14 protein-coding genes are annotated in these 14,281 nt (G+C 71.0%); 5 read left to right on the top strand and 9 right to left on the bottom strand.

Annotated features, from left to right (window positions below):
* Positions 1–67 precede the first annotated feature (67 nt).
* Positions 68–460, top strand: coding sequence for an ester cyclase (locus tag ABZ027_RS07325; protein WP_311729306.1), 393 nt, complete (start codon positions 68–70; stop codon positions 458–460).
* Positions 453–1,550 (top strand): Gfo/Idh/MocA family oxidoreductase, encoded by a 1,098-nt coding sequence (locus ABZ027_RS07320; protein WP_356765274.1) that lies wholly within the window; start codon positions 453–455, stop codon positions 1,548–1,550. Before ABZ027_RS07325 ends, ABZ027_RS07320 begins: the two co-directional genes overlap by 8 nt.
* A gap of 172 nt (positions 1,551–1,722) precedes the next feature.
* On the opposite strand, the gene ABZ027_RS07315 is transcribed toward ABZ027_RS07320, so the two are convergent.
* The 7 genes from ABZ027_RS07315 to ABZ027_RS07285 form a co-directional block, all read right to left on the bottom strand.
* Positions 1,723–2,187, bottom strand: coding sequence for a hypothetical protein (locus ABZ027_RS07315; RefSeq protein ID WP_356765272.1), 465 nt, complete (start codon positions 2,185–2,187; stop codon positions 1,723–1,725).
* Positions 2,188–2,209: 22 nt separating this feature from the next.
* The gene (locus ABZ027_RS07310; protein WP_356765382.1) at positions 2,210–3,280 is read right to left on the bottom strand and encodes a MerR family transcriptional regulator; all 1,071 of its coding nucleotides are present in this window, start codon (positions 3,278–3,280) and stop codon (positions 2,210–2,212) included.
* Positions 3,281–3,357: 77 nt separating this feature from the next.
* On the bottom strand, positions 3,358–4,329 hold the full coding sequence (locus ABZ027_RS07305; protein ID WP_356765270.1) for an N-acetylmuramoyl-L-alanine amidase: 972 nt from the start codon (positions 4,327–4,329) through the stop codon (positions 3,358–3,360).
* Between the two features lie 94 nt (positions 4,330–4,423).
* Positions 4,424–5,077: a class I SAM-dependent methyltransferase gene (locus ABZ027_RS07300; RefSeq protein ID WP_356765268.1), complete on the bottom strand. Its 654-nt coding sequence runs from the start codon at positions 5,075–5,077 to the stop codon at positions 4,424–4,426.
* Between the two features lie 112 nt (positions 5,078–5,189).
* Positions 5,190–6,929: an MFS transporter gene (locus ABZ027_RS07295; protein ID WP_356765266.1), complete on the bottom strand. Its 1,740-nt coding sequence runs from the start codon at positions 6,927–6,929 to the stop codon at positions 5,190–5,192.
* A gap of 203 nt (positions 6,930–7,132) precedes the next feature.
* A complete protein-coding gene (locus ABZ027_RS07290; protein ID WP_356765264.1) occupies positions 7,133–7,774 on the bottom strand; it encodes a response regulator transcription factor in 642 nt (213 codons plus the stop codon).
* Positions 7,771–9,126: a sensor histidine kinase gene (locus tag ABZ027_RS07285; RefSeq protein WP_356765262.1), complete on the bottom strand. Its 1,356-nt coding sequence runs from the start codon at positions 9,124–9,126 to the stop codon at positions 7,771–7,773. Before ABZ027_RS07285 ends, ABZ027_RS07290 begins: the two co-directional genes overlap by 4 nt.
* Before the next feature lie 315 nt (positions 9,127–9,441).
* On the opposite strand from ABZ027_RS07285, the gene ABZ027_RS07280 reads away from it, so the two are divergent.
* The 3 genes from ABZ027_RS07280 to ABZ027_RS07270 are packed head-to-tail and all read left to right on the top strand — an operon-like array spanning position 9,442 to position 12,385.
* Positions 9,442–10,305 (top strand): MaoC/PaaZ C-terminal domain-containing protein, encoded by an 864-nt coding sequence (locus ABZ027_RS07280; RefSeq protein ID WP_356765260.1) that lies wholly within the window; start codon positions 9,442–9,444, stop codon positions 10,303–10,305.
* 55 nt (positions 10,306–10,360) lie between these two features.
* The gene (locus tag ABZ027_RS07275; protein WP_356765258.1) at positions 10,361–11,437 is read left to right on the top strand and encodes a Zn-dependent alcohol dehydrogenase; all 1,077 of its coding nucleotides are present in this window, start codon (positions 10,361–10,363) and stop codon (positions 11,435–11,437) included.
* A 9-nt stretch (positions 11,438–11,446) separates the two neighbouring features.
* On the top strand, positions 11,447–12,385 hold the full coding sequence (locus tag ABZ027_RS07270) for a 3-oxoacyl-ACP reductase (protein WP_356765256.1): 939 nt from the start codon (positions 11,447–11,449) through the stop codon (positions 12,383–12,385).
* Positions 12,386–12,464: 79 nt separating this feature from the next.
* On the opposite strand, the gene ABZ027_RS07265 is transcribed toward ABZ027_RS07270, so the two are convergent.
* On the bottom strand, positions 12,465–12,617 hold the full coding sequence (locus ABZ027_RS07265; protein ID WP_356765254.1) for a hypothetical protein: 153 nt from the start codon (positions 12,615–12,617) through the stop codon (positions 12,465–12,467).
* Positions 12,618–12,929: 312 nt separating this feature from the next.
* Complete coding sequence (locus tag ABZ027_RS07260) at positions 12,930–14,165, bottom strand: hypothetical protein (protein ID WP_356765252.1); 1,236 nt, start codon at positions 14,163–14,165, stop codon at positions 12,930–12,932.
* Positions 14,166–14,281 lie beyond the last annotated feature (116 nt).

Raw genomic sequence — 14,281 nt, 5'->3', positions numbered from 1 at the left:
GAAACCGTCAAGAGCCGTCGCGAAACACCGAGCATGACCTCCGCTCCGGGGGCCGAAGAAGGAGATCATGTCCGACACCGACCTGCGCGAGTTCTACCTGCGCTACATCGGGGCGCTCAACGCCCACGAGATCTCCCGCATGGACGAGTTCATCAACGACGAGACCACCCTGAACGGCGAGCCGGGCACTCGGGACCAGGTCATCGCTGTGCTGAACGGCGACATCGACGCGGTCCCGGACTTCCACTGGGAGCCCCGGGAGATCGCGGTCGATGGTGATCGCCTGGCCGCCCGTCTGACCAACACGGGCACGCCCGCCAAGGAGTGGCTCGGCGTGGCTCCCACCGGCGCCTCGTTCGAGATCGTCGAGTACGCCATCTACCAGGTTCGTGACGGGCGGTTCGTGCACATGACGGCCCTGCACGACGCCGAGACCCTGAGGCGGCAGCTCGGTGCCTGACCCCCGTAAGCCGATCGGCGTCGGCATCGTCGGCCTGAGCGCCACGGGAGGCTGGGCGGCCGGGGCTCACCTGCCCGCGCTGAGCGCCGTCGACGGGATCGAGCTTCGCGCGCTGGCGGCGAGCTCCGAAGCCTCGGCCCATGCCGCAGGAGCGGCGTATGGCGTACCCGCGTACACGTCGGTCGAGCAGCTCGCCGGCGACGAGAACGTCGACCTCGTTGTTGTCGCCGTCAAAGTGCCCCAGCATCGCGAACTCGTGTTGCCCGTGCTGAAGGCGGGAGTGCCGGTGCTCTCCGAGTGGCCGCTCGCCGTCGATCTGCGCGAGGCCGAGGAGATGGAGCGTGCCGCCGGGACGACGCGCACCTTCGTCGGTCTTCAGGGACGTTCCTCGCCTACCTTCCGCTGGCTGGCCGACCTCGTGTCCGAAGGATTCGTGGGGGAAGTGCTCTCCGCCACCGTCGTGGCGTCTTCGACCGAATGGGGCACTCCGGTGTCTCCGAACATGGTCTACACGCTCGACCGCAAGCTCGGGGCCACGATGCTGACCATCGCGTTCGGACACGCGATCGACCTGGTGTCGATGGTCGTCGGCGAGCTTCAGGAAGTGGTCGCTACGACCGCGACCCGGCGCCGCCAGGTTCCCCTCGGGCGCACGGGGCAGGTCGTTCCGATGACCGCCGAGGACCAGATCGCGATCTCGGGCACCGTGGCGGGCGGGGCGATCCTGTCCGTCCACCACCGTGGAGGCGCGGCATCGGGTGCAGGGTTCTCTCTGATCATCGACGGCACGAAGGGGAGACTTGAGATTACCGCCGCCGAGTTCCCGCACATCGGCCCGGTCACGGTGCGTGGCACACGCAGCGGCGGTCGGCCTACGAAGGTCACGCTGCCCAGCGGCTACGACGACTATCCCGGCCTGGCCGGAACAGTGATCCACACGCTGGTGCACGCCTACGCCGCGATTCGGGACGACCTCATCCACGGAACGGCTGTCGCCCCGGACTTCACCCACGCCGTCAAGCGCCACCGACTCCTTGACGCGATCGTACGGTCCGCCGCCACAGGCCAACGAAAAGCCCTCCATCCTTAGGCGCGCAGCCAGTCGATTTCGACACTGTCCGACATCACTTCGCCACATCGGCCCCTGCCATGTGTGCCGGCATACTCGGCCGCACGCTGACCGATCGAGAGCGGACACGAGCGAGCGTGGCGTTCGGCGCAGCAGAACCCGACAACGGCCCTGGCGACAGGTCAGACGATCTTCACCATGGACACCCGCCGACGACCAGCGCGAGTACCCCGCCCGCCCCGCACACCAGACCCGTGACCTGCGTACTGCATGTTGTACAGGTCTCATTGATGGGCTCGGTGGCGGCTTCGAAGGAGCCGAGTCGGCGGTAGTTGTCGGCGAGGTTGAGGTGCAGGGAGGGGTAGAAGCCGGCGATGTGGAGGCTGGCGTGGTGCTCCTGGACGCGCTGCTCGGTCACGGCGTCGGCGGCGTCCAAGGCCCGGATGTCCCAGGCGAGGGCTTGGGCGGGATCTTCGTAGAGATCTGCGAGGTAGTGAGCGAGGGAGCAGCGGTGCAGCGGGTCGCCGGTGGCACCGATCGTGGACCACAGGCTCAGGAGTTTTTGGCGGGCGGAAGCGATATCACCGGCTCGGCCTTCGGCGACGGCTTGGCCGATGCCTTCCATGGTCGAGTCGGGGGTGGCGGGTGCGGTGGTCATGCAGTGTTCCTCGTCGTCTTTCTCATGCGGAGTTGTCGAACTTGATGGGCATGACCAGGGTCGTGAGATCGCCTCGGTCGGCGGAGCGGATCGTGACGGGCTGGTCACTTCCCCTCAGGTCGAGCATCACGTCTGGACCGATCGACGTGCTCACTGCGGGATAGAGGGTGGTCAACTCGAACCAGATCTGTAGGGCCCGCCCCGTCGCGGAGGCCGGGAGAGGGATGCCGGGGTGTTCGTCATCCGCTGACCGGACGTGCATTCCGTGGGCGGTAACGTGCAATGCAATGCGCTCGCCGGGGTGTTCTTCCAGGGCTCGCAGGAGCAGCTCCTTCGAGATCGTCACCCGGGTGGTGACCTCGCCCAGTGAAGCGAGCATCAGCCGATAGTCGGGGAATTCCTCGGGCAGCAACCGGCAATGCCGGTCTTCCCGGTCGGCCACGCGGAGCCAGATCCCGTGCCGGACCGCTTCGAGCCGCACCAGCGCGCTGCGGCGGATCTCCGCGACCGCGCCTTGCAGCTCGTCGCCATCGACCGTGCCGGCCCACGTCTGCCTCGGTGGTTCAGTCGGCACCAGGGTTCGGGTGGAGAGCCGGTAACGGTCAGTCGCGGTCAGGGTGACCGCTTCATGACTTGCCTCGATGCGCAGGCCGGCGAGTACTGCCATCCCGGGCTCGCATACGGTCGCGGTCAGGACCTGTGCGACCGCATCCGCGAAAACGGGACTCTTCAGCGCTGTAATCGGGAGACCTGGCACGTTGCCGAGCACGGACTTGATGACAGCAGCCTTCTGCTGCGCCGCTACCGCGTCCCCAATGACCTTCGAAACGTGCTCATCGAGCAGTCGGGATGCCTCGTCAGCTCCGGCGTCGAGGACAGCCTCGACAGCAGCGAGGGGCATAGCAATCTCACGGAGCTGACGCAGCACGGTCGCCCGTGCCACCTGGTCAGCGCTGTAGTAGCGGTAGCCCGAGACCGTGTCAACTTCGGCAGGGGGCAGCAGCCCGGAGTCGGCGTAGAACCGCAACGCGCTGGAGGTCAGTCCGCTTCGTTGGGCGAAGACCCCGATCGGCATCAGCTCAGAATTTGGCACCTCGCCATCATTGAGCTTCAACCAACTTGAAGGTCAACACCGACCAGCGGCGCCACCAACCTCATGGCCAGCAACATCTACTTCTTCAGGAAGCTTGCGACGCCGTCCGAGATCCCCTGCGCCGCTTTCTGCCGCCAGGCACCACTGGTCAGCAATGCCGCGTCATTGCTATCGCGCATGTTGCCGCACTCGATGAACACCTTGGGAACCGTTGACAGATTGAGACCGCCCAGGTCCGTGCGGGTGACCAGCCCGGTGCCGCCGCCGATGTAGTTGGACGGGGCGCTGCCCGTGACCCGTACGAAGGTGCCCGCGACACGCTCGCCGAGCTCACGCGACGGGGCGACGATGGCACGGGTGTCGGCGGCGCCCGCGTGCACACTGCCCGGCAGGATGACGTGGAAGCCGCGGTTGCCGACCGCCGAGCCGTCCGCGTGGATCGACACCACCGCGTCCGCGTGCGCCTCGTTGCCGATCCGGGCCCGCTTGTCCACGCACGGACCGTAGGGCCGGTCGCCGTCCTGGGTCAGCTTCACCGTGGCGCCCTGCCGTTGCAGGATCGCGCGCATCCGGTGGGCGACGTCGAGCGTGAACCGGGCTTCCTCGTAACCGGAGTTGGTGGCCGTCCCCGTGGTGTCGCACTCCTTCGAGTTGGTCCCGATGTTCACCTTGCGGTTGATCGCGGCCGTGTTCTTGAAGTTGCCCGGATTGTGCCCCGGGTCGATGACGACCACCTTGCCCCTGAGCGGCCCGGACCCGACGGGTGCGGACTTCGTGGTGTCCGGTGCCGTCGTGTGCGGCGTGGGGCTCGGCTGCTCGGCGCTGTCGTGCCCGGCCGTCCTCGGCTCGGAGACGGTCGGGGAGACGGGCGCGCTCGACGACGCGGGGGCCCCCGCCGTCTCCTTCGCGTCCCCGCCCGTGCCGCCGACCGTCTCGTACACCAGCCAGCCGAACAGCGCCCCCGGCACCAGCGCGGCGAGGGCCACCGTCAGGGGGCGGCGGGAACGGCGGGGCTGGGGAGGATCGAAGTCCGGGCCTACGTACGACACGACAGCCACCTTACGGGCCGACGGCGAGCTCCGGAGACACACCTACGGCGACGGCGCACCGGGACCCGGCGGCGTCTGCCGTGCGGCGGGCGGATCAGAAGCGGCCCGTCCCCGTTCGCCGCAGCACCCGCAGCGAATCGGTCGCCGAGACCTCCGTGAAGGCGCCGGACTCGAGAGCCCGGAGGTAGACGCGGTAGGGGGCCTGGCCGGTGAACTCGTCGACCGGGTCCGGGAACACGTCGTGGATGACGAGCAGTCCGCCCTCGGCGACCTGGGGCGCCCAGCCCTCGTAGTCGGCGTTCGCGTGCTCGTCGGTGTGACCGCCGTCCACGAAGACCAGGCCGAGGGGCGTGCCCCACACCTTCGCCACCTGCGGCGAGCGGCCCACGAGGGCGACCACGTGCTCCTCCAGGCCCGTCCGGTGCAGGGTGCGGCGGAAGGTGGGCAGGGTGTCCATCAGGCCGAGTTCGGGGTCCACCGTCTCCGGGTCGTGGTACTCCCAGCCCGGCTGCTGCTCCTCGCTGCCGCGGTGGTGGTCGACGGTGAGCGCCACGACCCCGGCCTCCCGCGCCGCGTCGGCCAGCAGGATCGTGGACCGCCCGCAGTACGTGCCGACCTCCAGCAGCGGCAGCCCGAGCCGCCCGGCCTCGACGGCCGCCGCGTACAGGGCGAGCCCCTCGTGCACCGGCATGAAGCCCTTCGCGGCCTCGAAGGCGGCCAGGATCTCGGGCTTGGGGGCGGCGGGCATGGGGGTCCTTTCGGTCGTACGAGCGCGACGGCGTCCGGATGTTCGGGGCGCCCCATGCTGCCGTACCCCCTGCCACGGATGCGACAAGGGGTACGGAGGGGGGCCGGGGACGTCAGGCGGAGACGGTCTCGCCCGGCAGTGACAGGTCCAGGTCGACCGGCCGGTGGTCGCCCGCGTGGGTGGCGGACGAGGCGAGCGGGCCGTGACCGGCGGCGCGGGCGGCCAGGACGTAGGCGCCCGGGTCCGGGACCGCGATGACGTAACTGCCGTCCTCGGCGGAGATGGTCGCGCCGGCCTGTCGGCCGCGCAGGTCGATCAGGGTGACCTTGGCGCGGGGGACCGGGGTTCCGGTGGCGTCCAGGATCCGCCCGCGGAAGCCGCGCAGTACCTCCTCGGCACGCTCCAGGTTGGCGTCCTCCTCGCTGCTGGCCCGCAGTTGCGGCTTGGTGGCCGGGCGGGTGCGGGGCAGGAAGAGGGCGAGGACCAGGCCGAGGGCGACCGCGGCGGTGGCGATCAGGAAGGAGACCCGGAAGCCGTGCATGGTCGGGACCGCCACGCCGTTCACGTCGTTCGCGGTGTTGGCGAGGACCATCCCGATCACGGCGCTGGACACCGACGTACCGATGGAACGCATCAGGGTGTTGAGCCCGTTGGCGGCGCCCGTCTCCGAGGCCGGGACCGCGCCGACGATCAGCGCGGGCAGCGAGGAGTAGGCGAGGCCGATGCCCGCGCCCAGGATCACCGCGATGACCAGGCTCTGCCAGGGGGCGCTCATCAGGCCGAGGCCGGCGCCGTAGCCGATGGCGATGATCAGCATGCCGAGGATGAGGGTGGCTTTCGGGCCGTACTTCGCCGACAGGCGGGCGTAGACAGGCGCCGTGAGCATCATGGTCAGGCCGAGCGGCGCCACCAGCAGGCCCGCGGTGACCATCGACTGGCCGAGGCCGTAGCCGGTGGCCTTCGGCAGCTGGAGCAGCTGGGGGAGGACCAGCGAGACGACGTAGAACGAGACGCCGACCATGATCGAGGCCAGGTTGGTGAAGAGCACGGCGGGGCGGGCCGTGGTGCGCAGGTCCACCAGGGGGGCCTTGAGGCGCAGCTCCATCACGCCCCACAGGACGAGTACGACCGCCGCGGCGCCGAACAGGCCGAGCGTGGTGCCGGAGGTCCAGCCCCAGTCGCTGCCCTTGGTGATCGGCAGCAGGAAGAGCACCAGACCGGCGGACAGGCCGATCGCGCCCAGGACGTCGAACGTGCCCTCGGCCCGCGCCGGGGACTCGGGGACGACGAGGAGGGTCAGGGCGATGGCGAACGCGCCGAGGCCGGCGGCGCCGTAGAAGAGGGCGTGCCAGTCGGCGTGCTGGGCGACCAGGGCCGCGGCGGGCAGCGCGAGACCGCCGCCGACGCCGATCGAGGAGCTCATCAGCGCCATCGCCGAGCCGAGCTTCTCGCGGGGCAGCATGTCGCGCATCAGGCCGATGCCGAGGGGTATCGCGCCCATCGCGAAACCCTGGAGGGCGCGGCCGACGATCATGGTGAGCAGATCGCTGGTGAGGGCGCTGACCAGGGCGCCGACCACCATCACCGCGAGGCTGACGATCATCATGCGCCGCTTGCCGTACAGGTCGCCGAGGCGGCCCATGATCGGCGTGGCGACGGCACCGGACAGCAGGGTGGAGGTCAGGACCCAGGTGGCGTTGCTGGGTTCGGTGCCCAGCAGCTGCGGCAGGTCCTTGATGACCGGGACGAGCAGGGTCTGCATCACCGCGACCACGATGCCCGCGAACGCGAGCACCGGGACGACGGCCCCGCTCGCTCTGCGCGCGGGCTGGTCGGTCGACGTGTGCGTCATGAAGTGAGGCCTCCAGGCCTGGGGAGAGGGTGAGCCGGTTGAAACCGTGCGGGATACGTGCAGCTTGAACCCCGTGCGCCCGGGCAACTATTCCGATGCTTTGGCGTACTAACGAATTCTTGACCTAGTCATGGGGAACTGGCATGGCGTCAGTCATGGGCGCCGGGGTGCGGCCCTTGCGCCGGGGGGCCCTTCAGGACCCCTTACAGCCATCCCTGGCGTCGGGCCTCCCGCATCGCCTCCATGCGGTTGCGGGTGCCGGTCTTGCCGATGGCGGAGGAGAGGTAGTTGCGGACCGTGGACTCCGAGAGGTGGAGGCGGGCGGCGATGTCGGCGACGGTCGCGCCGTCCGCCGATGCCTTGAGGGCGTCGCACTCGCGGGTGGTGAGCGGGTTGGGTCCGGCGCTGAGCGCGGCCGCGGCGAGCGCCGGGTCGATCACGGTCTCGCCGGTCAGTACGCGGCGGACGGCGACGGCCAGCTCCTCCACGGGACCGTCCTTGACGAGGAAGCCGGCGGCTCCCGCCTCCATGGCCCGCCGCAGATAGCCGGGCCGGCCGAAGGTGGTCAGGATCAGGACCCGGCAGTCGGGCACCTGGCCGCGCAGTTCGGCGGCGGCGTCCAGGCCGCTCTTCCCTGGGAGTTCGATGTCGAGGAGCGCGACGTCCGGGCGGTGGGTCAGGGCCGCGTCCACGATCGCGTCCCCGGCCGCGACCTGGGCGACCACCTCGATGTCCTCCTCCATCCCGAGCAGCAGCGCGAGCGCCCCGCGCATCATCCCCTGGTCCTCGGCGAGCAGGACCCTGATGGACTGGGCGGGGTGGCGCTCCTGGGTCGTCTCGTTCACGGCCTCAGAGTAGAGCCGCCCACCCGATCCGCCACCTCCAGTGGCTCCGCCCCCTCGGTCGGCTCCACCGGCAGCTCCGCCGTCACCGTGAACCCGCCCCGGGTCCCCGGTCCGGCCGTCAGCGACCCCCCGGCCGCGGCCAGGCGTTCCCTCAGCCCCTTGAGGCCGGTGCCGCCGATACCTTCCCGGAACCCGGCGTCCACCCACGCGTCTCCCGGACCCGAAGTCCATACCCGTGTGGGCGCCGAAGCCTCCGCTCCGGAGCCGTCGTCCGTCACCGTCAGCCGTACCCGCTCCGCCGCACCCGCCACCGTGATCTCGCACCGCTCCGCCCCGCTGTGCCGGACGACGTTGGTGACGGCCTCACGCACCACCCACCCCAGCAGGACCTCCGTCTGCGGCGGCAGCGGTGGGCCCGACTGGCTCAGCGCCAGGTCGACGCCCGCAGCGGACAGCGCCGAACGGGCCCGGTCCAGCTCGGTGATCAGGCTCTCGTTGCGGTAGCCGGTCACCGCCTCGCGGATCTCGGTCAGGGCCTGGCGGCCGACGGACTCGATGTCGGTGATCTGGGCCAGCGACGCCGTGAGGTCACGGTCGGCCAGCCGTCGGGCCGCCTCCGCCTTCACCACGATCACCGACATCGTGTGACCGAGCAGATCGTGCAGGTCCCGGGAGAACCGCAACCGCTCCTGCTCCACCGCCCGCCGCGCCAGTTCCTCACGGGCCGCACGCAGTTCCCGTACCGCCTCGGACAGGGACAGGATCGCCGCCGTCACCATCGTCGAGATCCAGGTGGCGTACGTGATGTCGAGCCCGCCCCAGCCGTCCCGGGCGACCGAGACGACCCCGGACGCCAGCGCCAGCCCGGCACCGGCCCACCGCAGGTGCGGCATCCGCACCACCGCGCCCGTCGCGAGCCCGAACAGCGGGAAGAACAGCAGCCAGTTGCCGCCGTACCCGAGGGCCAGTCCGCAGGTCACCAGGCCCAGCAGCACCAGCGCCACCCGCGTCGAGGTCGCCTCCCGCGCCTCCCGCACGAACGCGCGGAACACCACGTAGATGTAGAGCGAGTTGAAGGTGAACAGCCCCAGCCCGCCGACCCACGGGTTCGGGGTCTCGCCCTGGAAGAGGTTGGAGAACGCGCCCATCCCCAGCAGCAGCCACGGCAGCAGGGTGAAACCGGTCGGGGGTGGGCCCGGATCCTCCGGGACCTTCCCGGCCTTCCGCGCGGCACGCCACTGCGCCTTGAGGCGGGCCTTGTCCTCCCCGCAGAGCCGCCGGTTCTCCCGCGCGTGCCGGTACACCGGCCGCCACGCGTCCCGACGGCACGAGATCTTGCGCGACCACGACATGTCCCGCCCCCCCGATCAGACCTTCCCGGCGTCGCGCCGGTACGGCAGCAGCGTACGGACGGGAGGTGCCGCACGGCAGAGGCGCTTGTACGGACTGATGCAGGACAAATGTCACGGCGCACCGAGCCGACACATCCAGGGGGCGGCTCGGCACGAGGCTTCACAAGTACGGAGCGCTGGGCTATACAGAGGGCGCCGGACTGGAACGCGTTCTAGAACGGCCGATGACGCCTCGGTGCGGCCGACGGTGCGGACGGCCGTACCGAGGTCCCTCCCGTCAATGACCGGTCCCGAAATCCCGTGATCAGGAGCCCCATGCCCATCGACGCAGCCAAGGCCCTGGCCGCCGAGCCCCGCTCCGGTGAGCTCTCCTGGACGGCCAAGGACGTGCAGCTCTACCACCTCGGTGTCGGAGCCGGCGTCCCCGCCACCGACCCCGACGAACTGCGCTACACCCTGGAGTCCCGGCTGCACGTCCTGCCGAGCTTCGCCACCGTCGCCGGAGCCGGTTCGCCGGGCGTGATCAGCGGCCTGTCCATGCCGGGCATCGACGTGGACCTGGCAAAGGTCCTGCACGGCGGCCAGAGCCTGACCCTGCACCGCCCGCTCCCGGTCGAGGGACGGGCGACGGCCACCGCCCGTATCGCCGCCGTGTACGACAAGGGCAAGGCCGCCGTCCTGGTGGCGCGCACCGAGGTCGCTGACGCGGACGGCCCGCTGTGGACCAACGACGCCCAGATCTTCGTACGGGGAGAGGGCGGCTGGGGCGGCGACCGCGGCCCTTCAACCCGCCCGGAACCCCCTGTCGGCGAGCCCGACCGGGTCGTCGAGCGACCGGTCCGCGAGGACCAGGCGCTGCTCTACCGCCTCTCCGGCGACTTCAACCCGCTGCACGCCGACCCCGAGTTCGCCAAGGTCGCCGGTTTTGAACGGCCTATCCTGCACGGGCTGTGCACCTACGGCATCACGCTCAAGGCGGTCGTGGACACCCTGCTCGGCGGGGACGTGGCCCGGGTGCGCGCGTACGGCACCCGGTTCGCCGGGGTCGTGTATCCGGGGGAGACCCTGCGCATCCGCATGTGGCGCCAGGACTCCCCGGCCGCGGTCCGGGTGGCCGTGACCGTCGTCGAACGGGACGACGCGCCCGCCCTCGCGGACACCCTCGTCGAACACTCCTGAGAACGTGAACGCCCTTTCGTCTGCTTCGTCTGCCCACTGTTAGGGGAGCCGCATCATGCGCGCAGCCGTACTGCACGAGACCGGCCAGGACAAGCTGGAGGTCCTCGACGACGTCGAGGCGGTGGGCTTCGGCCCGGGCAAGGTGCGGATCCGGGTGCGGGCCACCGGACTGTGCCACTCGGACCTGTCCGCGATGAACGGCGTCCTGCCGCAGCCCGCGCCCTTCGTCCCCGGTCACGAGGGCGCGGGCGAGATCCTCGAGGTCGGCGAGGGCGTCAGTCACCTGAAGGCCGGTGACCGGGTGGTGGTCTGCTGGTTACCCGCCTGCGGCGCCTGCCCCGCCTGCAAGCGCGGCCAGACCGAACTCTGTCTCGCCGGTTTCATGAACGCGGGCACCCCCAACTTCAAGCGCCCCGGCGGGGACGTCTTCGGCTTCGCGGGCACCGGCACCTTCACCGAGGAGGTCGTCGTCGACGCCGGCTGCGCGGTGCCGTTCCCCGACGACGTGCCCTTCGACATCGCCGCCCTCATCGGCTGCGGGGTGACGACCGGCCTGGGCGCCGCGCTCAACACCGCCGACGTGCAGGCCGGTTCGTCGGTCGCGGTGATCGGCTGCGGCGGGGTCGGTATCTCCGCCATCCAGGGGGCGCGACTCAAGGGCGCCGCCGAGATCGTCGCCGTCGACCCGGTCCTCTCGCGTCGCGAGGCGGCCCTCAAGTTCGGTGCCACGCGGGCCGTTTCGCCGGACGAGCTGCCCGAAGCGAAGCAACAGGTCACCGCCGGCGAGGGCTTCGACTACGTCTTCGAGGTCGTCGGCAAGGCGGCCACCGCCCGCGCGGCGTACGACAACACCCGGCGCGGCGGCACACTCGTCGTCGTCGGCGCGGGCGCCATGGACGACTTCCTCCAGCTCAACATGTTCGAGCTGTTCTTCGACGAGAAGCGGATCCTGCCGTCCCTGTACGGCGGCGGGGACGTGCTGCGTTCCTACGAGCGGACCATCGCCCTGTGGCGGGCCGGCCGGATCGACCTGGACGGCCTGATCACCCACCGGGTGCAGCTGTCCGAGATCAACGAGGCGCTCGACCAGATGCGCACGGGAGCGTCCCTGCGTACCTGCGTCGAGATCTGAGGACGCGGTATGTCGGTGCCACTCGAAGGGCTCGCCGCGATCGTCACCGGCGCCGGACGCGGGCTCGGCCGGGCCGAGGCGCTGGAGCTGGCCCGGCTCGGCGCGGCCGTCGTCGTCAACGACTACGGGCAGCCGGGCCGGGACGGCTCGGGCGAGGCATCCGCCACCCCCGCCGAACAGGTCGCCGCCGAGATCCGGGCCGCGGGCGGCACGGCCCTCGCCCACACCGGGGACGTCTCCGACTTCCAACAGGCAGCGCAACTCGTGGAGTTGGCGGTCGCCGAGTTCGGGAAGCTGGACATCCTCGTCAACAACGCGGGCATCCTGCGCGACCGCATGATCTTCTCCATGACCGAGGACGAGTGGGACGCGGTGATCCGGGTCCACCTCAAGGGCCACTTCAACACCACCCACTTCGCCGCGGCGCACTGGCGCGCCCGGTCCAAGGCGGCGGGCGGCCCGGTGTACGGGCGAATCGTGAACACCTCCTCGGAGGCGTTCCTCGCCGGTTCGGCGGGGCAGCCCAACTACGCGGCCGCGAAGGGCGGAATCGTCGGTCTCACCACCTCCACGGCCCTCGCGCTCGCCAAGTACGGCGTGACGGCCAACGTCATCTGCCCGCGGGCCCGCACCCGGATGACCGAGGACGTCTTCGCCGGGCTCCGCCGCCCCGACGACGGACTCGACCCGCTCGCCCCCGACCATGTCGCCCCGCTCGTCGGCTACCTGGCCTCACCCGCCGCCGCCCGGCTCAACGGCCAGCTGCTCGTCGTCCACGGAGGCATGGTGGCGATCGTCGAACGCCCGCGGGTGGCGGCGAAGTTCGACAGCAAGCAGGAGACGTTCACGTACGACGAGTTGGACGCGCTGCTCACCCCGCACTACGCGGGACGGCCGGAGGGGGAGACGTTCGCGGCGGCCGAGGTGCTGGGCCTCAAGCGGGAGTAGTGCAGTCCGGGGACTGGCCGGGGGGAGGCGACACACCACGGCCCCGCCCCTTGTGCGAAGGGGCGGGGCCGTGTGTCGTTCAGGCCGCCGACTCGGTGTGTTCGACCGGCTTGCGGTGACGGCCCTGGGGGGCCGCCTCACCGTCGTGGTCCGCGACCGGGCCCCGGTGCCGGCCGTGGCCGGAGGGATCCTGGACTTCGGGAGTCGGCTGGGTCGTGTTGGCGTCGTTCATCGGAAGTAACTCTCCCCGTCAACATGATCTTTCTTACAGCCGGGCGAGTTTAACCGGCGTCCCACGGGTCGAATCCAGGCGGCCACGCCAACCGGCACGAGTTCGTTACAAGCCGCGCGCCTGCCCGACGGATCATGCCGAAGACGCGGGGCCGGTACGAACGATTTCACTTGAGTGGGACTGCCCCGCCGCCCCGCATTTACACCGAAGACGGTCAACCTCGCGCGGGGCGCGGGGCGCGGGGCGCGGGGCGCGGAGTCGGGGCGGGCGGTGCTGTCGCGCTCGCCCGTACTGCTCACTCGCCCGTACTGATCAGACGCCTTGACTCTCCTCCGCCCTGATCCGCCGCACAAATCCCAGCGGGGCCTGCTGCAACGGCACCGGGCGGGGCGCGGCCGGTGCCGGAGGATCTGGCTCCGACGGCTCGCCGGACCCACCCGACGCAGCCCGCGCGGCCGTACCGCCCTCGATCTGGCCCCCCGGAGCACTGCCCCCGGCACCACTCACCTCCTCCGGCTCCCCGGAGGGTGCCGTCACCCGTGCCACCGCGCACGGTGCCTCCGCCGTGGCGTACGGCAGGTGGAGCACCCCGTCCTCGGTCCAGTGGCCGGCGCCCGCCAACCACCCGTCAGGCGCCGGGAGATGGTGGACCCGCCGGGTGGCGGGCCGCCACACGCCGACCCAGCTGCCGAGCGGCCCGTCGATCCGCAGCGCCACCGCGCAGTCCTCCGGCATCAGGACCTGCCCGGGCTGGATCGCGAACGGCGTGACCGTGCAGTCGTCCGCCCGCAGGCAGTCCGGGAAGCGCACCGGCTGCATGCTGCCCAGCACCCCCCAGCCCAGCCGTTCCCGCCCCGGCGAGGGCGCGTCCGAGCGGATCAGCAGCAGCCCGCTGTCCGGGGCGGCGAGCAGCAGCCGGTCGTCACTGTTCGCCGTGATCTGCAGCAGCGGCGAGACCTCACCGCCGCGCCTCAGATCCACCACGACCGTCTTGGTCCGGCCGCCGATCTCCCGGTCCAGCGCCAGCATCCGTCCCGTGCCGTCCAGCCACACCCCGCCCGAGCACCGCCCCGGGATCTCCGCGACGTGCTCGGGCCCGCGGCCCCCTCCCGCCACCAGCCACACCGCACTGGAGTGCCGGCCCACGGCGAGGGCGTACGCCCTCGCGCCGCCCGGCGCGGGCGGCAGCAGCCGCAGCCGGGTGGCTCCGTCCGGGGTCCCGACCGCGCCCAGCGGCAGCTCACCGGTGTCCGGTCCGGTCGGGTAGAGCAGGGAGAAGGTGTGCCGTCCGGCGACCAGTCGCCGGATGAGGACCCGCCCGTCCCCCATCGGCTGGACCTCGGTGCCGGGCTCCTCCGGCTGGTTGCCGGGCAGCGGCACCGCGTAGGGCTCCGGGCCGTCCAGGGTCCAGCGCTCCGGGAACAGGGAGTCGCCGTCCCGCGCCAGCCGGGCGGCGTAGCAGCCGTCGACCGTGATCGCGCACCCTGCCTGCGGGGTCCCGCCGTGCTCGTGCGCCGTTGTGGTGGGCTCAATGACACAGGCTGTCATCGTTCGGTCACCTCCGGCGACGAAAGTAGCTTTCGCCCGCACTGACGTCGGACCGGCGGACCGTTACTTCACACAAAGGGATGGCCCAGGAACGATTCGCCTGAGGAACGCGGAGC

The organism is Streptomyces sp. NPDC006332 (genome assembly GCF_040612855.1).
Classification (GTDB): domain Bacteria; phylum Actinomycetota; class Actinomycetes; order Streptomycetales; family Streptomycetaceae; genus Streptomyces.
Note: the sequence above shows the minus strand (reverse complement) of the source record. Positions and strands in the feature narration are given on the sequence as shown.

What these genes read in the sequence shown, in the direction of transcription:
- ABZ027_RS07325 (WP_311729306.1), top strand. Translation starts at nt 68, where the DNA reads ATGTCCGACACCGACCTGCGCGAGTTCTACCTGCGCTACATCGGGGCG.
- ABZ027_RS07315 (WP_356765272.1), bottom strand. Translation starts at nt 2,187, where the DNA reads ATGACCACCGCACCCGCCACCCCCGACTCGACCATGGAAGGCATCGGC.
- ABZ027_RS07300 (WP_356765268.1), bottom strand. Translation starts at nt 5,077, where the DNA reads ATGCCCGCCGCCCCCAAGCCCGAGATCCTGGCCGCCTTCGAGGCCGCG.
- ABZ027_RS07295 (WP_356765266.1), bottom strand. Translation starts at nt 6,929, where the DNA reads ATGACGCACACGTCGACCGACCAGCCCGCGCGCAGAGCGAGCGGGGCC.
- ABZ027_RS07285 (WP_356765262.1), bottom strand. Translation starts at nt 9,126, where the DNA reads ATGTCGTGGTCGCGCAAGATCTCGTGCCGTCGGGACGCGTGGCGGCCG.
- ABZ027_RS07280 (WP_356765260.1), top strand. Translation starts at nt 9,442, where the DNA reads ATGCCCATCGACGCAGCCAAGGCCCTGGCCGCCGAGCCCCGCTCCGGT.
- ABZ027_RS07275 (WP_356765258.1), top strand. Translation starts at nt 10,361, where the DNA reads ATGCGCGCAGCCGTACTGCACGAGACCGGCCAGGACAAGCTGGAGGTC.
- ABZ027_RS07270 (WP_356765256.1), top strand. Translation starts at nt 11,447, where the DNA reads ATGTCGGTGCCACTCGAAGGGCTCGCCGCGATCGTCACCGGCGCCGGA.
- ABZ027_RS07265 (WP_356765254.1), bottom strand. Translation starts at nt 12,617, where the DNA reads ATGAACGACGCCAACACGACCCAGCCGACTCCCGAAGTCCAGGATCCC.
- ABZ027_RS07260 (WP_356765252.1), bottom strand. Translation starts at nt 14,165, where the DNA reads ATGACAGCCTGTGTCATTGAGCCCACCACAACGGCGCACGAGCACGGC.